General features: G+C 52.9%; 22 protein-coding genes and 1 pseudogene. 8 read left to right on the top strand and 15 right to left on the bottom strand.

Translation table 11 applies throughout. The annotated features are described in order from the left end of the window. Nucleotides 1–386 precede the first annotated feature (386 nt). Entirely contained in the window at nt 387–632 is a 246-nt protein-coding gene (gene zapB / locus MRY16398_RS28240) for a septal ring assembly protein ZapB (RefSeq protein ID WP_103245119.1), read from the top strand. 192 nt (nt 633–824) lie between these two features. Here the strand turns inward: zapB and rraA are convergent, their stop codons facing one another. The 7 genes from rraA to priA all read right to left on the bottom strand — a co-directional run bounded on the left by rraA (nt 825) and on the right by priA (nt 8,802). Further along, nucleotides 825–1,310: a ribonuclease E activity regulator RraA gene (rraA, locus tag MRY16398_RS28235; RefSeq protein WP_039077301.1), complete on the bottom strand. Its 486-nt coding sequence runs from the start codon at nt 1,308–1,310 to the stop codon at nt 825–827. A gap of 92 nt (nt 1,311–1,402) precedes the next feature. Next, the gene (gene menA / locus MRY16398_RS28230; protein ID WP_071194823.1) at nt 1,403–2,332 is read right to left on the bottom strand and encodes a 1,4-dihydroxy-2-naphthoate polyprenyltransferase; all 930 of its coding nucleotides are present in this window, start codon (nt 2,330–2,332) and stop codon (nt 1,403–1,405) included. Nucleotides 2,333–2,403: 71 nt separating this feature from the next. Then, complete coding sequence (gene hslU, locus MRY16398_RS28225) at nt 2,404–3,738, bottom strand: HslU--HslV peptidase ATPase subunit (RefSeq protein ID WP_039077300.1); 1,335 nt, start codon at nt 3,736–3,738, stop codon at nt 2,404–2,406. Nucleotides 3,739–3,747: 9 nt separating this feature from the next. Further along, a complete protein-coding gene (hslV, locus tag MRY16398_RS28220; protein WP_039077299.1) occupies nt 3,748–4,278 on the bottom strand; it encodes an ATP-dependent protease subunit HslV in 531 nt (176 codons plus the stop codon). Nucleotides 4,279–4,368: 90 nt separating this feature from the next. Continuing rightward, nucleotides 4,369–5,361 (bottom strand): cell division protein FtsN, encoded by a 993-nt coding sequence (ftsN, locus tag MRY16398_RS28215; RefSeq protein ID WP_075203617.1) that lies wholly within the window; start codon nt 5,359–5,361, stop codon nt 4,369–4,371. Nucleotides 5,362–5,456: 95 nt separating this feature from the next. Then, the gene (gene cytR, locus MRY16398_RS28210) at nt 5,457–6,482 is read right to left on the bottom strand and encodes a DNA-binding transcriptional regulator CytR (RefSeq protein WP_125125585.1); all 1,026 of its coding nucleotides are present in this window, start codon (nt 6,480–6,482) and stop codon (nt 5,457–5,459) included. Nucleotides 6,483–6,606: 124 nt separating this feature from the next. After that, nucleotides 6,607–8,802, bottom strand: coding sequence for a primosomal protein N' (priA, locus tag MRY16398_RS28205; protein WP_125125584.1), 2,196 nt, complete (start codon nt 8,800–8,802; stop codon nt 6,607–6,609). Between the two features lie 206 nt (nt 8,803–9,008). Here priA and rpmE point away from each other — a divergent pair, with 206 nt between their 5' ends. The 3 genes from rpmE (at nt 9,009) to MRY16398_RS28190 (ending at nt 11,929) form a co-directional block, all read left to right on the top strand. Further along, complete coding sequence (gene rpmE, locus MRY16398_RS28200) at nt 9,009–9,221, top strand: 50S ribosomal protein L31 (RefSeq protein ID WP_039055221.1); 213 nt, start codon at nt 9,009–9,011, stop codon at nt 9,219–9,221. A gap of 375 nt (nt 9,222–9,596) precedes the next feature. Next, nucleotides 9,597–10,277 carry an oligogalacturonate-specific porin KdgM family protein gene (locus MRY16398_RS28195; protein WP_039077295.1) on the top strand — a complete coding sequence of 227 codons (681 nt, stop codon included), beginning with the start codon at nt 9,597–9,599 and terminating at the stop codon, nt 10,275–10,277. A 110-nt stretch (nt 10,278–10,387) separates the two neighbouring features. Further along, nucleotides 10,388–11,929 (top strand): MFS transporter, encoded by a 1,542-nt coding sequence (locus MRY16398_RS28190; protein ID WP_079498465.1) that lies wholly within the window; start codon nt 10,388–10,390, stop codon nt 11,927–11,929. 420 nt (nt 11,930–12,349) lie between these two features. Here the strand turns inward: MRY16398_RS28190 and MRY16398_RS28185 are convergent. Both MRY16398_RS28185 and metJ read right to left on the bottom strand, forming a co-directional pair. Beyond that, nucleotides 12,350–12,466: pseudogene (locus tag MRY16398_RS28185) on the bottom strand (YiiX family permuted papain-like enzyme); the annotation flags it as partial. A gap of 95 nt (nt 12,467–12,561) precedes the next feature. Continuing rightward, a complete protein-coding gene (gene metJ, locus MRY16398_RS28180) occupies nt 12,562–12,879 on the bottom strand; it encodes a met regulon transcriptional regulator MetJ (protein WP_007369220.1) in 318 nt (105 codons plus the stop codon). Between the two features lie 276 nt (nt 12,880–13,155). On the opposite strand from metJ, the gene metB reads away from it, so the two are divergent. Together metB and MRY16398_RS28170 are read left to right on the top strand one after the other, a co-directional pair. Continuing rightward, entirely contained in the window at nt 13,156–14,316 is a 1,161-nt protein-coding gene (gene metB / locus MRY16398_RS28175; RefSeq protein WP_039077293.1) for a cystathionine gamma-synthase, read from the top strand. Nucleotides 14,317–14,318: 2 nt separating this feature from the next. After that, the gene (locus MRY16398_RS28170; RefSeq protein WP_039077292.1) at nt 14,319–16,751 is read left to right on the top strand and encodes a bifunctional aspartate kinase/homoserine dehydrogenase II; all 2,433 of its coding nucleotides are present in this window, start codon (nt 14,319–14,321) and stop codon (nt 16,749–16,751) included. Between the two features lie 149 nt (nt 16,752–16,900). On the opposite strand, the gene MRY16398_RS28165 is transcribed toward MRY16398_RS28170, so the two are convergent. Then, nucleotides 16,901–17,683 carry a hypothetical protein gene (locus MRY16398_RS28165; RefSeq protein ID WP_232034370.1) on the bottom strand — a complete coding sequence of 261 codons (783 nt, stop codon included), beginning with the start codon at nt 17,681–17,683 and terminating at the stop codon, nt 16,901–16,903. Nucleotides 17,684–18,134: 451 nt separating this feature from the next. Here MRY16398_RS28165 and MRY16398_RS30480 point away from each other — a divergent pair, with 451 nt between their 5' ends. Both MRY16398_RS30480 and metF read left to right on the top strand, forming a co-directional pair. Further along, the gene (locus MRY16398_RS30480; protein ID WP_071194804.1) at nt 18,135–18,344 is read left to right on the top strand and encodes a hypothetical protein; all 210 of its coding nucleotides are present in this window, start codon (nt 18,135–18,137) and stop codon (nt 18,342–18,344) included. Between the two features lie 132 nt (nt 18,345–18,476). Beyond that, the gene (gene metF / locus MRY16398_RS28160) at nt 18,477–19,367 is read left to right on the top strand and encodes a methylenetetrahydrofolate reductase (protein ID WP_039077291.1); all 891 of its coding nucleotides are present in this window, start codon (nt 18,477–18,479) and stop codon (nt 19,365–19,367) included. Between the two features lie 26 nt (nt 19,368–19,393). Here the strand turns inward: metF and nagA are convergent, their stop codons facing one another. The 5 genes from nagA to MRY16398_RS28135 form a co-directional block, all read right to left on the bottom strand. Then, nucleotides 19,394–20,539: an N-acetylglucosamine-6-phosphate deacetylase gene (nagA, locus tag MRY16398_RS28155; protein ID WP_039077290.1), complete on the bottom strand. Its 1,146-nt coding sequence runs from the start codon at nt 20,537–20,539 to the stop codon at nt 19,394–19,396. 4 nt (nt 20,540–20,543) lie between these two features. Next, entirely contained in the window at nt 20,544–21,287 is a 744-nt protein-coding gene (gene nagB / locus MRY16398_RS28150; RefSeq protein WP_125125583.1) for a glucosamine-6-phosphate deaminase, read from the bottom strand. Between the two features lie 9 nt (nt 21,288–21,296). Beyond that, on the bottom strand, nt 21,297–22,211 hold the full coding sequence (locus MRY16398_RS28145; RefSeq protein ID WP_071194806.1) for a glycyl-radical enzyme activating protein: 915 nt from the start codon (nt 22,209–22,211) through the stop codon (nt 21,297–21,299). Nucleotides 22,212–22,224: 13 nt separating this feature from the next. Further along, the gene (locus MRY16398_RS28140) at nt 22,225–24,648 is read right to left on the bottom strand and encodes a glycyl radical protein (RefSeq protein ID WP_079498477.1); all 2,424 of its coding nucleotides are present in this window, start codon (nt 24,646–24,648) and stop codon (nt 22,225–22,227) included. Between the two features lie 160 nt (nt 24,649–24,808). After that, complete coding sequence (locus MRY16398_RS28135) at nt 24,809–25,558, bottom strand: DeoR/GlpR family DNA-binding transcription regulator (protein WP_071194808.1); 750 nt, start codon at nt 25,556–25,558, stop codon at nt 24,809–24,811. Between the last annotated feature and the right edge of the window lie 90 nt (nt 25,559–25,648).

Here is a 25,648-nt window from a genome sequence, read left to right as displayed (position 1 = left end):
CCAAGATGCCGTGTAGACATACTGTTAATTTATCGTTAACGAGCAAAAACGAGAAATATCGAAATCAAAATGTGTGTACTGCGTCAATAAAATGAGCGTTTTCGCGCGATGAGGCGCGTTTGCGAAGGAGGGAGAAGTGTGAGCTGAATCATTTTTGTAACCCTCAATTTAACAATTTATTGAAGCGGACCGCAAATGCACCAGGTTTAGGCTGAAAAGTGTTGCAAAGCGCGATCTGCGCGGGTTGTCGCTGGACAGGGGCTAAAGGGCTTCATACAATCGGGTACTAAGACCGTGCGCTAAATACATTAAGGCGTCGCCGTTCACGGAACGCGGATTTACCCGAGTGGTATATACCCATCAACGCCTTGCAATTCAGGAGAGGTATGACGATGTCATTAGAAGTATTCGAGAAGCTGGAAGCGAAAGTACAGCAGGCGATTGATACCATCACGCTGCTGCAGATGGAAATCGAAGAGCTGAAAGAGAAGAACAACAGTCTGTCCCAGGAAGTACAGTCCGCGCAGCATGATCGCGAAGAACTGGCCCGTGAAAACAACCAGTTGAAAGAACAGCAGCATGGCTGGCAGGAACGTCTGCAGGCGCTGCTGGGCCGTATGGAAGAAGTCTGATTACGCGTCATCTTTCGTGCCGTAGCGGCGTTGGCTGTGCTCACTTTCCCCTGGCACGTCGTTGTCTGTGTTCCCGGGGATTCGCTCAGTTGCCGGCTTGCTACAACATGAAATCTTTCGCGTAGCTGCTCTGGCTTTCTTTTCCAGAACGGTACAGCGCATAAAAAAGGCACCTTGCGGTGCCTTTTTTGATCACTCGATATCCAGTGGATCTTCGGAAAGGATTATCCCGGTATTATCGGCATAGAGATGGTCGCCGGAAAAGAAGGTCACGCCGCCGAAATTGACGCGAATGTCGCTTTCGCCGATGCCTTCTCCAGCGGCACCCACCGGAATCGCGGCAATGGCCTGAATGCCAATGTCCAGTTCTTCCAGATCATCCACCTGGCGCACCGCGCCGTAGACCACAATCCCTTCCCACTCGTTTTGCAGAGCGATGCGCGCCAGGTCCGCATCAATTAACGCACGACGCACAGAACCACCGCCATCAACCAGCAGTACACGACCACGGCCATTTTCTTCGAGCAGATCGTACAGCAACCCGTTATCCTCGAAACATTTCACCGTGATGATTTGACCGCCGAACGACGACCGTCCACCAAAATTGGAGAACAGCGGTTCCACGACGTTGACATCTTCCTGGTAGATGTCACAGAGCTCAGACGTATCGTATTTCATAGGCTTAACGTTCAGTTGCTGCGAGAGTTGTCAGTATATCGCGCATCACGCATTGTTGGCAAAATCATCAATTGTTAATTGACTTTTGTCAGTTAAAAATGCGTCTGACTCAGCATAATCCCAATCACAAACAACAGGTTAGTCAGTAAAGCCCCTTTTACTGTACGTTCGAGCATCGGCGGCATAGCTTTCGGATCCCGCTCACGCATCACAAAACGCGCCTGTTTTAACAGCAACGGCGCGGCAAGGATGAACAGCCAACCCCATACGCTATGCAGTGACAGCAGGTTAAACAGTGCCAGACAGAGAAGGGCGCCGGCCAGCAGACCCGCATGGTAGCGGCGTGCGTTCACCGGCCCTAAGCGTACCACGAGCGTGATTTTGCCATTGGCGCGATCGCTGTCGATATCACGCAGATTGTTGATATTCAGCACCGCAGTCGCCAGCAGCCCGCACGCCGTAGCGGGTAAGATAATCGCAGGGATCAGCATATGCGTTTGCAGATACCAGCTTCCCATTACGCTCAGCCAGCCAAAGAAAATCAGTACCGAAACATCGCCAAGGCCGATATAGCCGTAAGGTCGTTTGCCGATGGTGTAGGTGATAGCGGCGATGATAGACAGCGCGCCAAGCACCACAAAGCCGATGAAATCCGTCAGGGTTTGTGAGGCGGCCAGCAGCAACAGCAGGCCGGAAATGCAGCTCAGGCCAATGACAATGATCAGCGCACGCTTCATCTGCTCAAGCGAAATCGCCCCTTTTTGCATACCGCGCAACGGACCAATACGGTCGGGTTTATCGCTGCCTTTGACCGCATCGCCATAGTCGTTGGCGAGATTGGAAAGGATTTGCAGCAATCCGGCGGTGCTTAATGCCAGTATGGCAACCAGCGGATCGAAGAAACCCTGCCACCAGGCCAGCGTCGTCCCTACCACGATAGCGGCAAACGCCAGCGGCAGTGTTTTTGGGCGCAGGCTTTCCAGCCAGGCCTGGGTGCGGCTCAAAGGTTGTGCGTCAGTCATAGTCACCAGCCAGTAATAAAAAATGGGGGCATAAGCCCCCATCGGAAATGATGAAAACGTTGTGGCTGCGATTATAAGATAAAACGGCTCAGATCTTCATCTGCCACTAAAGCATCAAGGTGCTTACTCACATAGTCGGCGTCGATGATGATAGTTTCGCCATTCAGGTCGCTGGCGTCATAGGAAATATCTTCCATGAGACGTTCCAGAACGGTGTGCAGACGACGCGCACCGATGTTTTCGGTGGTCTCGTTCACCTGCCAGGCCGCTTGCGCGATGCGTTTAATCCCGTCGTCAGTGAAATCGATATTGACGCCTTCTGTTGCCATCAATGCTTTGTACTGCACGGTAACCGATGCGTTTGGCTCGGTCAGAATGCGTTCAAAGTCTTGCGTGGTCAGCGCTTTCAGTTCAACGCGAATAGGCAGACGACCCTGCAGTTCCGGGATCAGGTCAGACGGGCTGGCCACCTGGAATGCGCCGGAGGCGATAAACAGGATGTGGTCAGTTTTCACCATGCCGTGCTTGGTAGAAACGGTACAACCCTCTACCAGCGGCAGCAGGTCGCGCTGAACACCTTCGCGGGAAACATCCGGGCCGGATGTGTTACCGCCGCGCTTACAGATTTTGTCGATTTCGTCGATGAAGACGATACCGTGCTGCTCAACCGCGTCGATTGCATCTTGTTTCAGCTCTTCCGGGTTCACCAGCTTCGCCGCTTCTTCTTCAATCAGCAGTTTCATTGCATCTTTGATTTTCAGCTTACGCGGCTTCTGTTTTTGCCCGCCCAGATTCTGAAACATGGACTGGAGCTGGCTGGTCATCTCTTCCATTCCCGGAGGCGCCATGATCTCTACGCCCATCGGTGACGCGGCCAGGTTGATTTCAATTTCTTTATCGTCGAGCTGGCCTTCACGCAGTTTTTTGCGGAAAGACTGACGTGCCGCAGACGGCTCAGCAACGGTTTCCGGCTGGCCCCAGTTGTTTTTTGCCGGGGGGATCAGTACGTCCAGAATACGCTCTTCCGCCATCTCTTCGGCACGATAGCGGTTTTTCTCGATGGACTGCATGCGGACCATTTTCACGGCGGCATCGGTAAGATCGCGGATAATGGAATCCACTTCTTTACCGACATAACCCACTTCGGTGAACTTGGTTGCTTCAACTTTGATAAATGGCGCGTTTGCCAGTTTCGCCAGACGGCGGGCAATTTCGGTTTTACCGACACCGGTCGGCCCGATCATCAGAATGTTTTTCGGGGTCACTTCATGGCGCAGCTCTTCATCAAGCTGCATACGACGCCAGCGGTTACGCAGGGCAATCGCCACGGAACGCTTCGCCGCATCCTGACCGATAATGTGTTTGTCCAGTTCGCTGACAATTTCGCGTGGGGTCATTTCAGACATGAGGAATCCTTACGCCTTGGTGGTCAATTCTTCGATGGTGTGGAAGTGGTTAGTGTAGATGCAGATATCACCGGCGATGTTCAGCGCTTTCTCGGCGATATCGCGCGCGCTGAGGTCGGTGTTTTCCAGCAATGCACGGGCAGCCGCCTGGGCATATGGGCCGCCAGAGCCAATGGCAATCAGGTCATTTTCTGGCTGCACAACGTCACCGTTACCGGTGATGATCAGTGAGGCCGTTTCATCGGCCACCGCCAGTAACGCTTCCAGCTTGCGCAGCATGCGATCGGTACGCCAGTCTTTGGCCAGTTCCACCGCCGCTTTCACCAGATGGCCCTGGTGCATCTCCAGCTTACGTTCAAAGAGTTCAAACAAGGTGAAGGCATCAGCCGTGCCTCCGGCAAAGCCTGCGATGACTTTGTCGTTGTACAGACGGCGAACTTTCTTCACGTTGCCTTTCATAACGGTGTTGCCCAGTGTCGCCTGGCCATCACCAGCGATAACGACATGGCCGTTACGGCGTACGCTTACTATTGTTGTCACGAGCAGACCCCCTGGTTACGAATGCAGAATACAAGCCCCGTAGTGATACGGGGCAGAATGCAAGTATAGATGGGGGAGATTTTGGGGGTTTCAACCCCCGGCGGCGAGACGGATGCAGTTTGTGTGGCCGGCCAGTTTCAGACGGCTAATGGTGCTATCTGCGTTATCTTTGCCTTTAACCGGACCGATAACCACGCGATTCCAGCCGTTATTGCTGGTGATGCGAGAATCAAACCCTTCAAAGGCGAGCTGGGCACGAACGGTCTCTGCCTGGTCCGCACCTTTGAACGAACCACACTGTACCATCCAACGGCGTTCGTCTTTTTTCTCGGCCGTTTGCTTCGGTGCTTCTTCATGCGTCACCGGAGCGGCCTGCTGCGTTTTCGGCGCAGCCGCCGTGGTATGTGCTGGCGTTTGCAGCAGATCCTGGTATGGCTGCTGGCTGGCGGCAGATGGCTTTTGCTGAGGCGTTTGCTTCGCTGCCTGCACCGGCGCGGTTTGCGCCGTGCGTGGTTGCTCCGTCACCCGTGGCGGCGTCCGTGTCGGTTGCTCAACCTGCACGTTGCTCCACTGCTGTTGTTGCATCTGCTGCTGTACCTGTTGCTGCGCCTGACGCTGGCGTTGCAGCGTTTGTTGGCGCTGCTCCTGCGTCTGCTCGTTCCACGGCACTTCGTTTAACTGCGTAGGCTGCTGGCGCATATCCGCCTGCATTTGCGCCAGTAACTGACGTTGCTCATTGGTCAGTTGCTCCGGTTTTTCCACTTCACCACCCGCAGATGGCTCGGTAGGCGCACGTACGCCTGGCTGGCGACTTTCCAGCTCTTTAATGTAACGCCAGCGCTCTTCCGGTTTTGGCGGCAGACCATTGCCTGCAACCTTCTGGTTTTGCAGCGTTTCAGATTCTTCTTTCTTGTGGTGGGTAATAAAGTACAGGCCACCGATAAAAGCTACCAGTACTGCGGCGGCAATCGCGACCATTGCGGGCGAGACAGCGGATACGCTACGTTGCTTCTTCCTTGAGCTACTCTTTTTTTGCCGCGAAGGAGCCGACTGGCTGCGGCGTACATAATCTCGTTGTGCCACTATCGTTTCGCTGTATTTATTTCGTTTGTCAGCCCGTCATGTTACTTAAGCGACGGGCTTTTGACCAGAAGAGGGATTCCGATAACGCATTTACGTTAAGTCAACGCCTTAGTTGACCCACGAATGACCAATTCGCAATCCAGTAATCGGGAGCCGCTGCTTACCGTATGCCCTTGTAACTGTTCAAGTAATAACAGCATTGCTTCGCGACCGATATCGAAACGCGGCTGGGCGACGGTGGTGAGCGGAGGATCGCAGAATTCCGCCAGCGAGATGTTATCGAAACCAATAATAGACAAATCATTCGGCACTTTCAGACCACGGCGCTTCGCATAAGACAATGCGCCGAGCGCCATGACGTCGCTATGACAGAATACCGCAGTGGGCGGCTTCGGCGGCGAGAGTAACCGTTCCAGCGCCTCGCTACCAGCGGCAAAGGTAAAGTCGCCACGGGCAATATAGTGCGGGTCAACGGTAATGCCGGAGCGACGCAGCGCCTGTACATAGCCCTGCAGGCGATAGTGGCACAGCGGCATCTCTTCCGGACCGGCGATGCAACCAATGTATTGATGCCCCTGTTCGCGCAGGTAATTCACGGCATTGAAGGCGGCGGTCAGGTTGTCGATATGTACTGTGGGCAGTTCCAGTTCCGGGGCAAATTCATTCGCCATCACCATTGGCGGCAGGTTACGTTGTTCTTCGATGCTGGCATCAAAAGGCAAGCGTGAACCGAGCAGCAACATGCCATCTATCTGCTTAGTGATGATTAAATCGATAAAGGTTTTTTCTTGCTGATTCTGATGAGCACAATCGCCGATCAATACCAGATAGCCATTTTCTGCGGCAGTGACTTCGATGCCACGGATAATTTCACTAAAAAACGGATCGCAAATATCCGGCACAATCACCAGAATCGTCCGGGATTCATTACGTTTAACGTTACGTCCCATCGACTGCGGCAAATAACCCACTTCCATTGCCGCCTGCTCAACCCGATTGCGGGTAGCCTGCGACACTTTATCCGGGTTCATTAACGCACGGGACACCGTTGCCGTGGATACCTTCGCTTTAACGGCAACATCTTTCATGGTCGCGGCTGCAACCTGATTCCTGGTCTTCACCTTCTTCTCCTCGCATGCGCGGCGCAGGCGCAGACACATTTTTATCAGATAGTTAATCTAATCGGTTACAGAATTTTCATTAAAAATGTGATGAAAGTTGAATTTTTCGAGGTGCCTCGCAACCTTAGCCCTCAATAGGGTCCACATCCAGCACCCACTTCACTTTGCGGGCTTCTGGTAAGGTGTTGATAAGCGTAAGCGTGCCGCTGACAATTTGTTGCAGGCGCACGCGGGAAGGATGTTGTAGCAGGAGCTGCCAGCGCCAGCGCCCGGCGCGTTTGGGAGCCAGTGCCGGAACCGGGCCAAGCACCCAGAGGTGCTGGTCTGCCAGCGGGCTGGATTGCAGCAGATTTTTTAGCTGTTGCAGGAACAGCGGCGCCTGTTGGTTGTTATGATCTTCCGCACGGATAAGCACATGGCTGGTCCAGGGGGGAAGCTGGAGCGTCTGACGTTCCGCCAGTGCCTGCTCCGCGAAGGTGTCGTAGCCTTTATGCAGAAGTGTTTGCAATAAAGGGTGTTCCGGATGGTGGGTTTGCAGTACCACTTCACCCTGTTTCCCCGCGCGCCCGGCACGCCCGGAGACCTGGGTATAAAGCTGCGCAAAGCGTTCAGCGGCGCGGAAGTCAGCGGAGAAGAGCGCACCGTCGACATCCAACAGGGCAACCAGCGTGACATCCGGGAAATGGTGCCCTTTCGCCAGCATCTGCGTGCCGATAAGAATACGCGCGCCGCCGCGATGTACTTCCGCCAGGTGTTGCTCGAGCGCGCCTTTACGGCTGGTGGTATCCCGGTCGATACGCGACAGCGGCACCCCCGGAAAAAGCGGGGCAAGCGCCTGCTCCAGTTGTTCTGTACCCAGTCCAACCGGCATCAGATGGGTTGAGCCGCAGGAAGGGCATTGCCGTGGCACCTGGCGCTGGCTGTCGCAATGGTGGCAGCGTAGATGCTGCTGGGCCTGGTGTAACGTGTAGTAATGATCGCAGCGCGGACACTCGGCAATCCAGCCACAATCATGGCACAGCAGTGCCGGCGCGAAGCCTCGACGGTTCAGGAACAAGATGACCTGATTGCCTGCCTGCAAGTGCTGGCGCATGCGATTAACAAGAGCAGGGGAGAGTCCTGCCTGTAGCGCCTGGCCTTTCAGGTCCAGAACATGCTGCATGGCGGGGCGGGCGTTGCCAGCGCGGCGCGTCAGGCGCAGCATCTTATATTTCCGCGCCCGCACATTGTGGAGCGTCTCCAGGGCGGGCGTCGCCGAGCCGAGTATTATTGGAATCTGCTCGCTGTGGGCACGATAGACGGCCAGGTCGCGCGCATGGTAGCGCCAGCCTTCCTGTTGTTTATAAGAGCTGTCGTGTTCTTCATCGATCACGATAACGCCCAAATTTTTAAACGGGGTGAACAGTGACGAACGTGTGCCAATGACAATCGCCGCTTCGCCGTTTTTGGCTTTTAACCAGGCTGACAGGCGTTCACTGTCATTTAGTCCGGAATGCAGTACCTCGACCGGGGCAGAAAAGCGTTCGCGAAAACGGGCGATGGTCTGCGGCGTCAGGCCGATTTCCGGCACCATCACCAGCGCCTGTTTCCCTTGTGCCAGCACATTTTCCAGCACGCTGAGATAGACTTCTGTTTTGCCAGAACCGGTTACACCCGCCAGCAGCCAGGCCGAGAACTGGTCCGCCGCGCTGTGAATGGCCCCCACCGCAGTTGCCTGTTCAGTGTTAAGGCGCAGACGCTCGCCGCAGACGGAAAAGCCATGCCGCCAGTCATGATGCGCGGGCTCCTCACTGTTGAGCTCTGCCAGCCCCTTGGTACGCAGTGCTTGTAGCGCGGCGTCATTGAACTCAAGCTCAGCAACCTGATGCCGCCAGATGCGCCCCTGGCGCAGGGCTGCCAGCGCCTGTTGCTGCTTTGGCGAACGTTTAAGGCTATTAAGGTCGACCGCCTGCCCTTGCTCGGTGGCGAACCAGAACCACTGTACTGCGGCACTGGCGGGTTTACCCTGGCGTAGCGGTACAGGAATTGCGTTGAAAAGCACATCGCCAATGGCGTGGTGATAATAATCCGCCGCCCAGAGCAGAAGCCGCCAAACCGGGACGGAAAAGACAGGAGCACTGTCCAGCACTTCAAGCACGCTTTTGAGCTCACTGAGGGGCAATTCACTGGTCTCACCGACGGAGACCACAATCCCCACCCGTTGCTGGGTGCCAAAGGGCACGCGTACCCGGCAGCCCGCGCTGGCGACCATGCTATCGGGAAGCAGGTAGTCAAAGGTGCGGGGCAACGGTACGGGTAGCGCTACATGGGCGACGGGCATCTCAGGATCCTGGCTTGAAAACTGGCGGGATAGTATACACATTGTTAAAGGTGGGGCGCGGATCAGTTTGCATACGTTGGTTAATTTCTGTATGATTCGCCGCCTTTGGTGCGTATTCACGTGCCAGAGATCCACTAATACATTAACTCGCGTGGTGTCTGGCGTTAGGGCTGGAAGAGCGACGCGGCCTTAAACTGAGGTTTCCCATGAAAAAAGGTATTCACCCGAATTATGTAGCTATTACTGCAACCTGTTCTTGCGGTAATGTGATCAAAACCCACTCTACCGTGGGTCACGACCTGAACCTGGACGTGTGCGGCAACTGCCACCCGTTCTTTACTGGTAAACAACGTGTTGTTGATACCGGTGGTCGTGTTGAGCGTTTCAACAAACGCTTCAGCATCCCGGGCAGCAAATAAGTTGCCAGATGAAAAAAGCGCCGCAAGGCGCTTTTTTTGTCCCTGAATTCCGCGCCCTTCTGTGTAACACCCCCTTGCTCTTCATCCCCTACCGCAGTTTTTCGCAACGCCAGTTCTTTTGATTTGGCACGCTGTTTCTTTTTAAAAAATCCAATGTTTCAGTTGGTGACATTAAGCCGACATATCTTTGCTTTTTTGCCACTTAAACGGAATGCTGGCAAAAACTCAAAGGTTTGTACATTTACACTAAAATACAATTCCTCACGTTATTAGGATATTTTTAATTTGTAGCTGTCTTTCACTCGTTACGCTGGCCTGCGAATCCATAGCTACACGCTTTTCTTTTATTGAAATTTACGTCAAAGAGGAATTTCCATGAAGTTGAAATATGCGTTGTTATTACTGCCGGTACTGGCAGGAACAGCCCATGCGGGTTACGTAGACTATCGTCATGAATATTACGATGACGGGCGTAACTATGATCGTGTATATATGTCACAGCGTTTTGCCAGCGGCTTTGGGGTGGCCTTAGAAGGTATTTCCCGTTCTGATGATGCGGATGCGAAAAAGCCGCTAAATAATATGGAAACGAACGGGATTGAGTATACAGCCAACTACCAGTTTACCTGGAGCAACCTGGTCTGGTTGCCTGGTATTGCCATCGAAACGGACGAGAACCAAACCATTTATAAGCCGTTCGTGCGTGTTCAGTACAATATCAACGACAACTGGTGGACCGCCTTCCGTTACCGTTTCGAGTACACTCGTCGTAACGCAGAAGGTCGTGATGACCGTCGCGTTAACCGCCCGGAAGTATGGATTGGTTATAATACCGGGAACTGGATGTTTGAGCTAAACGGTATTTATAAATTTGCTGAAGCTGAAAATCTTTATAACAATACCAAGCGTGATTATGAATATAACGGCCGTATTGCTTATAAATTTGGTTCTTGGGTGCCATTTGTTGAAGTAGGTAATGTGTCTTCTGGTTATAAAACGGCAACGACAGACGATCGCCAGACGCGTTATCGCGTCGGTATCGGTTATAACTTCTAATTACCTTTCTTTCTGTGTCTGAATAATGCGGCGGCAATATATATTGCCGCCGTATCCGCTCGCAATTTTTAAGTCGAAATTTTATATTTCGCTAAGGATTGGGTTAAACAATGTCTACACGCAAAATTGGTTTAGTGAATTATCTGGCGTACGGCTCCGGAGATTTTCTGGGCGCGGGTACAACAGCACTGACCGCCGCATGGTTACTTTATTTTTATACAACGTTTTGCGGCTTAACGCCGATTGAGGCGACCTTCATTTTCGCCATGGCCAGGGTGCTGGATGCCGTTGTCAGCCCGCTGATGGGTTATCTGACCGATAACTTTGGCAATACCTGGTTCGGTAAACGCTTCGGCCGCCGTAAGTTCTTTATTCTGCTCGGTATTCCCTGCGTATTTTCCTATACGCTGATGTGGGTTGGCCACATGAACTATTGGTACTATTTATTCACGTACCTGCTGTTTGATGTGGTGTACACCATGATTCTGGTGCCTTACGAAACGCTGGTACCGGAGATGACCGATGACTTTAAACAGAAAACCAAGTTTTCCGGGGCGCGTATCGCGCTGGCGCAGCTTTCCGCCATTCTGGCCGCATTCCTGCCGGGCATTCTGTTAAGCCATTTCGGCAAAGATAATGCCGTCTCCTTCTTCTATGCCAGTATCGTGTTCGCGGTGATTTGCGCGATCGTCCTGACGCTGGTGTGGACCTTCACCTGGGAGCGCCCGCGTGATGAAGAAGCGGAAGCGGCGAAACCGAAACTTACGCTTGGGCAAAGCCTGAGTCGTCTGATCATTGAGCTGAGTTCCACCTTCCGTATCCGTATTTTTCGTCAGCATCTGGGCATGTATCTTGGTGGGTATATTGCCCAGGACGTTTTCAACGCGGTCTTCACCTACTATGTGGTGTTTGTGTTGATGCAGAGCCCGACACTGGCCTCCAGCCTGATGGGAACCATGGCGATTCTGCAATTTATCGCGGTCATGGGGATGATCCCACTCTGTATTCGTTTCGGCGCTGCGCCGTCTTACCGTATTGTTGTGGTGCTGTTTGGTCTGGCTGCGGTTTCGTTTGCTCTGCTGTCGTTGGCCGGACAGAGCGATAACATGTCGCTGCTGTTGTTTATTTCTGGTATTGCCGGGTTAGGGCGTGGCGGCATCAACTATATTCCGTGGAATATCTATACCTATATCGCCGATGTGGACGAGGTGGTGACAGGTCAGCGTCGCGAGGGCATCTTTGCCGGGATCATGACGTTAACGCGTAAAGCCTCTCAGGCTGGCGCCGTGATGCTGGTGGGTATTGTGATGCAGATGTCCGGTTTTGTTTCCGGGCAGAGTACGCAGGTGCCCGGAGTGAGCCATACCATCCTGATGATTCTGAGTATCGGTACCGTGCTGGTGCTGTCGATCGGTTTCCTGGTGTCGTTGCGCTTCCGCCTGAACTTGTCTACGCACAGCGTTCTGCGCGAAGAGACGGCAAAAATGCGTAGTGCGGGCCGCCTGACACCGGAATCCATCACCCCACAAGCGCGTAAGACTGTGGAAATGCTGGCGGGTATGCCTTATGACCAGCTATGGGGCAACAACGATATCGGCTATATCAATCGCCAAAAGGCGCGTGAAGCGCAATCTCACGCCTCAGTCATATAGGCGATCATTTGAGCAATATTTTTGTGATGCATGTCACAAAAATATTGCCGATGAGGGTAAACAGGCATATGCTTTTCACTGCGAAAGAGGTTATCAACAACGCGTGAAAGGAAAATGAATATGCTGAATGCACTCAAAAATGTCGTTGTGTCTTACTTCACTTCTCTGGCAGAGGTTCACCCGGAAGTGACCCGCTTCTGATTCAGCCAGCGCAACGGACAGATAAACAAAAAGGCAGAAGACTTCTTCTGCCTTTTTGTTTGTCTCTGCTCCATTACCGGGGATAGCAGTGCACATTCAGGCATGCTCTGTGGTTCTCCACTGCGCGTATAACGCTTCCCGCCGTTAACGTAAGCGACGTATCCAACGTCATTCCTGCGCTTTCCAGCCTCTGGTTGTAGGTATTCAGTATGCTGTAGCAGTATGGCTAAAGCGCGAATGAGTGGCTTGCTGGATAGCTTTACTTTGCGACGAGCGAGACATCTGAAAGATGATATCGCCCGTCTGCGGTTCATAAGCCAGAACCGGGAAAACCATCACCGCGAGCAGCAAGAGGACAAACTTCTTTGTCATGATTTACATCCTTGTTCGAGACAAAAAAGGCGATTCAATCCATGAGCCGCCTTTTTAAATCAGTACTCCCACGTATCGGGGTCGATACCCAATTCGCGCATAATTACTTTTGCCTCCTCCGGGATTTCATCGCTGCGCTCTTTACGCAGGTCTTCATCGTTGGGCAAAGGTTGGCCGGTAAACGCATGCAGGAATGCCTCACACAGCAGTTCGCTGTTGGTGGCATGACGCAGGTTGTTAACCTGACGACGGGTGCGCTCATCGGTGAGGATTTTTAACACCTTCAGAGGAATGGAAACCGTAATTTTTTTTACCTGTTCACTCTTCTTACCGTGCTCAGCGTACGGGCTGATATATTCGCCGCTCCATTCAGCCATGAGATACCTTTAATCCTCTCAGTCATTAATAAAAGGTCAGAACCTGATCAACGCAGCGCCCGGACCATAATCTCGCGTAGTTTACCGTAGAGTCAGTACCGTGACACGGTGTATCGCTCTGCGTCACTTCACTAAAGCATATAATTTTAACGGCTATTGCGATTTTGCTCAATCTATACGCAAAGAAGTTTAGATGTCCAGATGTATTGACGTCTATTATTCTTATGTTTACTCTGGTGCCTGACTTTTCATCCATTAAGCCAGGAAGCCTCCACCATGACGCGTAAACAGGCCACCATCGCAGTGCGTAGCGGATTGAACGATGACGAGCAGTACGGTTGCGTTGTTCCGCCCATCCACCTCTCCAGCACCTATAATTTCACCGGATTTAATGAGCCTCGAGCCCATGACTATTCACGCCGCGGTAACCCGACGCGCGATGTCGTGCAGCGTGCCCTGGCAGAGCTGGAGGGCGGTGCGGGTGCCGTGATGACCAACACCGGTATGTCGGCGATTCATCTGGTGACTACGGTTTTCCTGAAACCGGGCGACCTGCTGGTTGCGCCGCATGACTGCTATGGTGGTAGCTACCGCCTCTTCGACAGTCTGGCAAAACGCGGCTGCTATAAGGTTTTGTTTGTCGATCAGAATGATGAGCAGGCATTAAAATCGGCGCTGGCGCAAAAACCAAAGCTGGTACTGGTGGAAAGTCCGAGCAACCCATTGTTGCGCGTCGTGGATATTGCGAAAATCTGTCAGCTCGCGCGTGAGGCTGGTGCGGTCAGCGTGGTGGATAACACTTTCCTGAGTCCGGCGTTGCAAAACCCGCTGGCGTTGGGCGCTGATTTGGTATTGCATTCATGTACTAAATACTTGAATGGCCACTCAGATGTTGTCGCGGGCGTGGTGATTGCCAAAGACCCGGAAACTGTCACAGAACTGGCATGGTGGGCGAATAATATCGGCGTCACCGGTAGCGCCTTCGACAGCTACCTGCTGTTGCGTGGCCTGCGAACACTGTCTCCACGTATGGAAGTGGCGCAGCGTAACGCCCAGGCGATCGTTGAGTTTCTGAAAAAGCAGCCGCTGGTGAAAAAACTTTATCACCCGTCGCTACCGGAAAATCAGGGGCACGAGATTGCTGCGCGCCAGCAGAAAGGCTTTGGCGCAATGTTGAGTTTCGAACTGGATGGCGATGAGCAAACACTGCGTCGCTTCTTAAGCGGTTTGTCATTATTTACGCTGGCGGAATCTTTAGGTGGGGTTGAAAGCTTAATTTCCCACGCTGCCACCATGACACACGCGGGCATGGCGCCGGAAGCACGTGCTGCCGCCGGGATTTCAGAGACGTTACTGCGTATCTCAACCGGCATTGAAGATGGTGAAGATTTGATTGCCGACCTGGAAAATGGCTTCCGGGTCGCAGCTGAGGGATAAACATGAGTGTGAATGCGCAGGCAGGGGCGAAGGTTCGTCAACTGCATAAGTTTGGTGGGAGCAGTCTGGCTGATGTGAAATGTTACCTGCGCGTTGCGGGGATCATGGCGGAATATTCGCAACCGGGCGATTTGATGGTCGTTTCGGCAGCAGGCAGTACCACTAACCAGTTGATTAGCTGGCTTAAATTGAGCCAGACCGATCGTCTCTCTGCGCATCAGGTTCAACAGTCGTTACGTCGTTACCAGAGCGAGCTGATTGCCGGGTTGTTGTCACCGGAGGTGGCTGATGGCCTGATTAGCGAGTTTATTCGTGACCTTGAGCGTCTGGCCGGGTTGCTGGACGGTGGCATTACCGATGCGGTCTACGCCGAAGTGGTGGGGCATGGGGAAGTGTGGTCTGCGCGTCTGATGTCTGCCGTACTGAATCAGCAAGGGCAAGCGTCGGCATGGCTTGATGCGCGCGAGTTTCTGCGCGCGGAACGCGCGGCACAGCCGCAGGTCAACGAAGGCGCCTCCTGGCCGCTGTTCCAGCAACTGCTGGCGCAGCATCCGGATAAACGTATCGTTGTGACGGGTTTTATCAGCCGTAACGAGGCGGGCGAAACCGTACTGTTGGGGCGTAATGGTTCTGACTATTCGGCAACGCAAATTGGCGCATTAGCCGGTGTTACCCGCGTGACGATCTGGAGCGACGTGGCCGGGGTGTACAGTGCCGACCCGCGTAAAGTGAAAGATGCCTGCCTGCTGCCTCTGCTGCGTCTGGATGAAGCCAGCGAGCTGGCCCGTCTGGCAGCACCTGTACTGCACGCCCGAACCTTACAGCCGGTATCCGGCAGTAATATCGATTTGCAGTTGCGTTGTAGCTATAACCCGGAGCAGGGTTCCACGCGTATTGAGCGCGTACTGGCATCTGGCACGGGTGCCCGCATCGTCACCAGTCATGATGATGTCTGTCTGATCGAGTTTCAGGTCCCTGCCGGGCAAGATTTCAAACTGGCGCAACGTGATATTGAGGTGATCCTCAAGCGCGCTCAGGTTCGTCCGCTGGCGACAGGCGCGCACGCTGACCGTAATTTGCTGCAACTCTGCTACACCTCGGAAGTGGTGGATAGCGTCTTTAAACTGCTCGACGAAGCCGGTCTGCCGGGCGAGTTGCGTTTACGTCAGGGGCTGGCGCTGGTGGCGCTGGTCGGGGCGGGCGTTTGCCGTAATCCGTTGCACAGCCACCGTTTCTGGCAACAATTGAAAGGTCAGGCCGTGGAATTCGTCTGGCAGTCAGATGAGGGGATCAGCCTTGTTGCCGTGCTGCGCGTGGGGCCAACGGAAAGTCTGATTCAGGGGCTGCACCAGTCACTGTTCCGCGCGGAAAAACGCATTGGCCTGATGTTGTTTGGTAAAGGCAATATTGGTTCTCGCTGGCTGGAACTGTTTGCCCGCGAACAGAGCGCGCTGTCTGCCCGTACCGGGTTCGAATTTGTTCTCGCAGGGGTGGTGGATAGCCGCCGCAGCTTGTTGAATTACGATGGTCTCGACGCCAGCCGGGCGCTGGCCTTCTTCAATGATGAGGCGGTCGAGCAGGAGGAAGAGGCGTTATTTCTGTGGATGCGTGCGCACCCGTACGATGATCTGGTGGTGCTGGATGTCACCGCGAGCCCGCAGCTTGCCGACCAGTATCTGGATTTCGCCAGCCACGGTTTTCATGTGATCAGTGCCAATAAGCTGGCGGGTGCCAGCAGCAGTAATAAATACCGCCAGATCCACGACGCATTTGAAAAAACCGGACGTCGCTGGTTGTATAACGCCACCGTCGGGGCCGGGTTGCCAGTAAACCATACGGTGCGCGATCTTATCGACAGCGGCGACAGTATTCTGGCCATCAGTGGTATCTTCTCCGGTACGCTCTCCTGGTTGTTCCTGCAATTTGATGGCACCGTGCCGTTTACCGACCTGGTCGATCAGGCCTGGCAGCAGGGATTGACCGAGCCCGACCCGCGCGTCGATCTCTCCGGTAAAGATGTGATGCGTAAGCTGGTCATTCTGGCGCGTGAGGCAGGCTATGACATCGAGCCAGACCACGTGCGCGTGGAGTCCCTGGTGCCGACGAGCTGTGAAGAAGAGTCTATCGACCACTTCTTTGAGAATGGCGATGAGCTGAATGAGCAAATGACACAGCGTCTGGAAGCCGCTCGCGAGATGGGACTGGTGCTGCGTTATGTGGCGCGTTTTGATGCCAACGGCAAAGCGCGTGTGGGTGTGGAAGCGGTGCGTCCAGAACATCCGCTGGCGGCACTGCTGCCTTGCGACAATGTGTTTGCCATCGAAAGCCGCTGGTATCGCGATAACCCGCTGGTGATCCGTGGGCCGGGAGCCGGTCGTGATGTCACTGCCGGCGCAATTCAGTCGGATATCAACCGCCTGGCGCAGTTGCTGTAGTCCGTAGGTTTTCTCCCTCTCGCTGTGTGAGAGGGTTGGGGTGAGGGCATCAGCGCGCACTCACCCTGACCGCTTACATTAAGTTGCTACTATAGGCTGGATAAAGGGCGAACATTACCATTCGATAGCGGGCAAAATAGGATGTCTGCTTACCCTTCGTCAGCCGGGTTTTCTGTATTAGCCATGATAAATCGGTTCATCTTTGCCTGGATGATCGCTGCACCAACAGGTGGGTATAGTAATGCCCAGACTAGCGTCCAGCCGGTTCGTATTCCTGAATTTTCTTTTTTATTCGCCAGTAATGTTCTGATTTCGTCACTCAGCATCAGACACATTATGGCTGAGCTAAACGGCATGATTGCTGACAACCATCCTGCGCCTCTTGCAGTCATTAACCGGGGCGAAGACGCCACAAACTGCATTTCCCGATGAATTTTTACGAACCAATAGACAATATAAAATGGAATGAAAGAGGCTAATAACGCGACGCTCATGGGATTTGCGTACTCAGGTCGTTGGGTTGATGAGCTTCTTTGAGGGGGCGAAACATAGAAAAGTTGTTTTTTTAACGGTAGCAGTAGCAAAACGGCGAAAATTGAAAAAGTTATCACTACTGTCGATATATCCTTTGGATTTAGTTGGAATATAAATATAGGAAAGCAGTGCGCCATGAAAAATTTAGCTATTAGACATAGGCTAAACATAATAACGAATGTCTCTGTACTCCCGATAGCGACGAAAAGTAATGCGGGTAATAACAATGTCATTATTCCCACGCTGAGGCTAATCAAAAAATGCCCAATAGTAAGCCTGACTTCTTGAGATGCATCATTGACGGAGAAAGCGCAGATTGTGCCAACTATTAATAGTAAGGCGACAAAGTAGAGGGGGTGACGATTTTTTATGCGGCAGAAAAACCAGCTCAGAACCATACCCAAAAATTATCCCGCCTGAATACAAGAGATAATAGCACTAATATGTTTAGTGGGAAGAGACAGTGAACTGTTCCAAAAATAAGGACCGTACGAAGAACCCAACGTGCCGAGAAGAGACTGTATTAAAAAGAAAAAAAAGATCCCCCAGAATCGATAGCTACTCAGAATATCGGCGCAGGTCCATTTTTGATGTGACATCGACGGTAAAGCAATTTCCATATTGATTCCTTGTTTTCCATAACATATTTTTTACAGAACGATTTTATTAGTCGTGGATTATGACTTACGATGGTCCATGGTGAAAAATATTTTACCAAATAATTATATTATTCTTTACGATGTAAAGCAAATCGCCGTCGGATACAAACACTTGTCAGAATCTGAGGTAATGAAATCTATGAATGACTTCTAATTATATCCTGTGATTATTTATGGATGATATCTCGTTATGAAATGCAGTCTGGCCATCAGTTTCACCGTGCGCTTTTCTTCGTGGCATACTTACTCTTCTGGCGACATCTATAACGACATTCCGGTCACCCCGGCTGTCACGGATGAGCAACGCCCTGGTATGCGTACCGTGGATAATAAAAGTAGTCCTTTCTGCCATAGGGCGTCGGGTACTGCGGTGTCAGTTGAAAAAATTCATCTTCGCTGAACATTCCTCACGCATTATGATGATTTTCCTGTTGACGCCCGTCCGCTTTTCCGTCATTTTTACATCTGGACGTCTAAACGGATAGATGTTCGTAGCGCAATAAATAACAACACGCGATTGATGAGGTAAGGTATGAGCTTTTTTCACGCCAACCAGCGGGAAGCCCTGAATCAGAGCCTGGCTGAAGTGCACGGTCAGATTAATGTTTCATTTGAATTTTTTCCGCCGCGCACCAGTGAAATGGAACAGACCTTGTGGAACTCCATTGATCGTCTGAGCAGCCTCAAGCCGAAATTTGTCTCTGTCACCTACGGTGCCAACTCCGGCGAGCGCGACCGCACCCACAGCATCATCAAAGGCATTAAAGATCGTACCGGCCTGGAAGCAGTACCGCACCTGACCTGTATTGATGCGACCCGTGATGAACTGCGTGCTATCGCAAAAGATTATTGGGACAACGGTATTCGCCATATCGTGGCGCTGCGTGGCGATCTGCCACCGGGTAGCGGCAAGCCGGATATGTATGCTGCCGACCTGGTGACCTTGCTAAAAGAGGTGGCGGATTTTGATATCTCCGTTGCTGCTTATCCGGAAGTGCATCCGGAAGCAAAAAGCGCACAGGCAGATTTACTTAATCTGAGACGCAAGGTTGAGGCGGGCGCTAACCGTGCCATCACCCAGTTCTTCTTTGACGTAGAAAGCTATCTGCGTTTCCGCGACCGCTGTGCGTCGACGGGCATTGACGTTGAAATTATTCCGGGGATCCTGCCGGTCACTAACTTTAAACAGGCGAAAAAATTTGCCGATATGACCAATGTGCGTATTCCGGCGTGGATGTCACAAATGTTTGAAGGACTGGATGACGATGCCGAAACGCGTAAGCTGGTTGGCGCCAGCATCGCTATGGATATGGTAAAAATTCTCAGCCGCGAAGGGGTTAAAGACTTCCACTTTTATACCCTGAACCGCGCGGAAATGAGCTACGCCATCTGCCACACACTGGGCGTTCGCCCGGCGGTATAAGCCAGCGCAAATGCCGGGTGAGCGCATCATCCGGCGACGCTATATGCCACCTCGCCACAACAGAATGTGGTGTGCACATCATAGTTATCCTCCAGCACCACAATATCGGCGTCATAGCCGCGCTGCAGTTTTCCTTTGTGTCCGTCAAGCCCCAGCAGCCGCGCTGGGTTGATCGTGCAGGATTTCAGCGCTGCGCCAAACGGCACCATCGCGCCTTCGACCATATTGTATAAACCGCGATTCAGATGCAGCGTGCTGCCGACCAGCACGCCATTCTCACGTCGCGTGGCGCCATCTTCACCTAAAATCATCGGTTCGCCGCCAAACATATAACGTCCTGGCGGGCATCCCTTCGATTTCATGGAGTCGCTGATCATAATGACGTCGTCGTCATTCTTCACCCGGTACAGATGGGAGGCAGACACAAGGCTCACGAAGATACCATCGGCGATCACTTCCCCGTACAGGCCGTCCAGGCGAAAAGCAGCACCGAGAAGCCCCGGTTCACGATTCACATATTTCGCCATGCCGTTATAGACGTGGGTAACGTTTTTCGCACCGTTGGCGACTGCTTCCAGCACCTGCTCAAACGAGGCATCGGAGTGACCCATGTTGACGGCGATCCCCCGTTGCGCGCAGTAACGGGTCAGGGCGAGGCCTTTATCGTTTTCTGGCGCCAGGGTAATGGCGACAATGCGATTACGCGCCGCCTTTTCGAAAGCCTGGAACTCTACCACGCTGGCCGGGCGAATCTGTTTTTCTGGCTGTGCGCCGCGGTATTTCTGGCACAGAAAGGGACCCTCGAAATGAATCCCGAGGATCTCCGCGCCCGCATAACCTTCATCCATCACGCGGGAAATATTCTCCAGCGCAGAGATCAGCGTGGCATCTTCGTCTGTCACCGTGGTGGGGCAAAAAGCCGTTACCCCTTCTGCCGGGAGGTTAGCCGCCCAGCGGCGCAAGCCTTCGGGATTATTCTCGTTGGTATCATAATCCCATCCGCCGTGAGCGTGGCTGTCGATAAGGCCGGGGATAATACGGCGCTTAGCAAAATCGAAGTTGGCGTTGTCAGACAGGCCCATGGCGACATTGCTGATACGGCCATTCTCTATGTGAATCGTTGCCGGATAAAAGCCGCCAGAAAGCCAGACACGCTCGCTTTGGATGATCATGGTGTCACCTCAGAGAAGGAATAAGTGAAGCGGCTTCCCGGTCACAGATAATGGTGACATCGGGATGCAATAACAAAAAAGATGCCGGGAAAAGCGGGTCAATTGCCGTGCATTCATAGAGCTGTTTCATGACGTGCGCTTTTGACTCGCCGTTGGCAATCAACACAATCTCTTTGCTTTTGAGGATAGTCCCCATGCCAAGGGTAATGGCCTGGCGTGGCACATCTTCACGGCGTTCGAAGAAACGGGCGTTGGCTTCGATGGTCTCGTCATTCAGATCGATAACGTGGCACACCGGGCTGTGTGTACTGTGGGGTTCGTTAAAACCTATATGTCCGTCATGGCCGATACCGAGGACCGCGAGATCGAAATTGCCGTGATCCTGAATCATGCGTTCATAGCGGGCGCATTCAACCGCCAGATCGGCGGCCAGCACATCGGGCACAAAGCGGTTTTCAACAGGCAGGTTGGCATGCTGGTAAAAGTAATTTTCCAGGAACCAGTAATAGCTCTGTGGATCGTCTTTGGTCAGCGGGATGTATTCATCAATATTGAACGAATACGCCCGCGAAAAATCCGCTTCGTTGTCGCGAGCCATGCGGCTCATCTCTTGTAATAAGCCGATTGGCGTGCCGCCGGTGGGCAGCGCCATCACTAAATCCGGTTTACGCTCCAGCGCCTGCGCGACACGTTTTGCCGCCAGCGTGCTCATTTCAGCGTAGTTATCCGTCAGGGTAAAGTTCAGCATCTGTTTTCCTTAACCGCCGATGGTAGCCTTGAGGCCAATATCTTCGGCGTACTGTTTTATCTGTGCGATCATGTCCCGCTGAACGGGCGGGAGATCATGAAGAAGGTAAGGCATACCGAGCTTTTCATATTTGCCGATGCCATAAATGTGATACTCCAGAATATCCACCTGCTGTACGGCGCTGCCGAGGCTGTGGATAAAATCAAGCCGCTTGCGGATATCTTCCGGCTGATCGTTACGCGTCGGGACGATCACCATGCGCGCCAGAATGGGCTTTCCTGTGGCGGCGATCGCTTTTGCGTTTTCCAGGATCAACCGGTTATCCACCCCCGTACAGGCAAGGTGGATTTCCGGGTCGAACGCTTTAAAGTCGTAAGAAACCATATCCACCCTGTCCACCAGGGGCAGCAGCTTGTCACGGCGTATGTTACCGGCAGTGTCGAGACAAAGATGAACACCTGCTGCTTTTAGATGCTGTGCGGTCTGCGTGATAAATTCCGCCTGCAGTGCGGGTTCACCACCGGAGAAGGTCACGCCGCCGTGGCTTTCGTCGTAAAACGCTTTATCGCGTAACAGCAGATCTGCCAGTTCGCGGGAGGTCATCTCTTTACCGACTTTTTCGTAGGCGTCGTAAGGGCAAATATCGACCATCTCAAGCAGGTTGCTACACTGCTTACGGTCAATATTCACCCCCTCGCCAGGTGCAGCAAAGGTAATGGCGTTATTCGCTGCCGCCTGCACACAGGAACCGCACTGACGGCAACGTTCTTTAAACCAGAACACGTTAAAGCCAGGCTTGATGGTTTCCGGATTCGCACACCACTGGCAGCGCAAATTACACTGCTGCATGAATACGGTACTGCGTATCCCCGGACCATCTTTGGTCGAGTAGCGTTGAATGCGGGATATCAAACCTGTTTTCATGGTGCTCTCCGCCTTACCAGGCCAGTTCTGTACGGGCGATAATCGCATCCTGCGCTTCCGGCATCAGCGTTGAGAACAGCGCACAATAACCGGCTACGCGGACCATCAGGTTCGGATAATCTTCCGGGTGTGCTTTCGCCGCCCGCAGAATATTTGAATCGATAATATTGAACTGGTTATGGAAGATATTTTTCTCGCGGCTGGCCTCCATGAAGGCGGTAAATTTCTCCAGGTTTTCGTCGCCTTCCAGCGCGCTCGGGGTGAATTTCATATTCAGCAACTGACCGCCAGCGATTTTCTGGTTTGGTAGTTTCGAAACGGAGTTAATCACTGCGGTCGGGCCTTCTTTATCCGCACCGAGGCACGGAGACGCGCCTTCGTTTAGCGGCAGAGTTGCCAGACGACCATCCGGCGTTGCCCCTACATCAAAACCGTTCGGTACGTAAGAGGTAATGTTGGACGTGGACATGGTATAGCCGCAGCCCTTCGGTCCTTTACCGTAGCGATCGGTTTTGTATTTCGGCAACAGTTTCAGGTAAGACTCGAATACATCGGCGACAATATGGTCGACATAGTCGATATCGTTACCGAACTTCGGTGCGTTGCGGCACAGCTTACGCACGCGGGCGCCTTCAATGCCATCGAAGTTGCTGTCCATCGCGTCGCGCAGTTGTTTGAGCGTCAGTACCTTGTCATCAAAGACCAGTTTTTTCACTGCGGCGAGGCTGTCGCCCACCACGGAAGGGCCGATGTTGGAAGAGCTGACAAAGTCATATTCCGCGCCGCCGTTTTTCAGGGTTTTACCGCGCTCCAGCGAGCAGTTAATGGTCGCAGAGGCAAAGGCATCGGCATCGTGATATTTCAGTGCGCGATCGCATACCAGATCGCAGTCCACCGCCAGATCGGAGTAGAACTCCAGCAACTGGTTCCATGCGGCCCAGACTTCGTCATAAGACTCATAATTGATCTCGCGCCCCTCTTTGCCGTTTATTTTGACCAATTGGACGCCGGTCGCCGGATCGCAGCCGTTGTTCATGACCAGCTCAAGGATTTTGCCGAAGTTCACATAGGTCATGCCGGTGGCGCGATGCCCCCAGCGGCCCGGAATTGCGGTTTCCACACAGCCCATTGAGGCATATTCGCGCGCCACTTCTTCCGTCAGACCAAGGGTCATCATCGCCGGGATCACCACTTCGTCGCAGAAGATAGACGGCATGCCAAAGCCTTTACGGATCAATTTTGCAGCGTCCTGCATCAGTGAATGCGGGGTGTCTTTGGAAAAACGCACACTCAGGTTTGGCTCTGGCAGACCGGTCAGCGCCATGGCTTCCAGCGACAGATAAGAGAGATCGTTGGTGCCGTCAGTACCGTCCGGCTTCATGCCCCCCACCATCAGGTTGGAGTAGAGCGGGTAGCCACCGCTGTACTGGGTGTGGCCCCACGGACGTACTTTGTTCAGGCTGTTGGTCATGATGAAGAAGTGGGTCAGGATCTCCAGCGCCTTCTCTTTGCTGATTTTGCCGGCGTTAATGTCTGCTTCGTAGTACGGCCAGACGTACTGGTCAAAACGGCCGAAGGAGAAGGAGTGACCGTTACTTTCGATCATCATCAGCAGGTGGGTCAGATAGACCGCTTCCACGGCTTCGTAGAAGCTCTGCGCTTTGCCTTCCATCAGATGGGCAAACATCTCGCTCATTGCCAGCAGCTCTTCGCGGCGTTTGGCGTCGGTGGTTTTCCCGGCTTCTTCTTTTGCCAGTACAGAGAAGCGCTTGCAGTAGTTCAGCGCCGCTTCCATGGTGATGATAACGGCCTGGTAGAAGTCGGTCTGTTCTTCGGTCAGGTCTTTATCTTCGGCCAGATGCTGTCTGGCGATATCGCGCATGCCGCCGTAGCCGACTTCCAGCACGAAATCATGATTGGGGATGATGTGACCGTCACCAGACATGCTGATGCCGCCACGGTGCAGAACGCCCTGTTTCTCCGCCAGGCGGTTAATTTGCGGCAGGTTTGCCAGCACCTCATCCTGGTGAGTTTTACCCTGCCAGTAATCTTGCAACACGCGCAGGCGCGCTTTGGTCTCTTCTGAAACCTGGAAGCTGTCACCGGAGCGTTTGTCGAATTCGTCCAGCTCGTCGATAACCCAGTTGAAGGAAAATTCCGGGAAGACGGGTGCGGCGAAGTTTGCACTGGCCTGGTTACCGACGATCAGCATGTCCGGCTCAATGTAGATCGTCATTTTTTCCAGAATGTCGGCCAGCGCGAGGGCGCGGCGAATAACGATCGATTTCCCTTCTGAGCGTTTGAAGGAATCGGTAATGATTTCGGCACGTTCCGGGCAGAGGGTCGCCACGCGATGGAACATCTGATCCTGTTTTTTGGCGATGCGCGCAAAGTCGCAATCATTGTTGGTGGGTTTGAAGCTGAGCAATCCGTTCATAAATTCCCTCACTGGTGAAATGGTTTTATTGCATTTCATGCCTGAGGTGTGCTTTTGTCAACCATAAAATGATCTATTGTGTTCCTTTTGTCACAAAAGAATCCAAATGGAACATTTAAAGGCACAAAAAAACACAAGCGCCCGTGAAGGGCGCGGAGGGTTATTCGACGCTATCGGCGAGGATGAGTTCAGCACAGTGGCCGTTAAGAAGGGTCAGGACGTCGGCAGAAATACCGCTTTGGCTGATGACGACATCAAAATCGCTCAGTTGGCCATGCCCGGCAAGGAAGGTCTGGCCGAATTTACTTTTATCGGCCAGCAGGAATTTTTGCCGTCCGGCACGCGCCAGCGCACGCTTCACATGGGCATCAGTGATTTTGGGGACCGTCAGTTCCCCTTGTTCGTTGATGCCCTGAGTGCTCAGAAACACTTTGTCGGCATGCAGCGTACTGAAGAACTCAGCCGTGTTAAAAGAGACCATTCCCTGGGTGTCATCTTCATACTCGCCGGGTGCGACAATCAATTTGATGTTGCTGCGGCCCTTGAGCAGGTTAACCACCGGCACGGAGTTGGTGATCACCATGATTTTTTTATCAAAGAGACATTGAGCAAACGCCAGCGCCGTGGTGCCGCAGTCGATAATGATCGTGTCACCATCTTCCACCCGTTCAGCCGCTTTTTGTCCAATCAGGTGCTTATCATCAACCATCTGTACGGATTTGAGCTGAAAACTGGGTTCCACGCTGGCACCGCTTGTCAGATACGCGCCGCCGTAGCTGGTTTTCACAATGCCCTGCTTTTCGAAGAAGGAGAGGTCGCGGCGAATAGTCATTTTGGTGACGCCAAACTTCTCCGCCAGGTCATTGACCACGACCTTTTTGTCCTGCTGCAGAATGGCATAGATGCGCATTCTTCTGTCTGATGATTGCATGGTGCGGGTTCGCTAAGAGGAAAAACGCACTATAAAGCACATAAACTGCAGTGACAATATCACTAGAAA

The organism is Phytobacter sp. MRY16-398, assembly GCF_003925915.1.
Classification (GTDB): Bacteria; Pseudomonadota; Gammaproteobacteria; order Enterobacterales; family Enterobacteriaceae; genus Phytobacter; species Phytobacter diazotrophicus.
The sequence above is the reverse complement of the archived record's forward strand: the minus strand, read 5'-3'. Positions and strand labels throughout refer to the sequence as shown.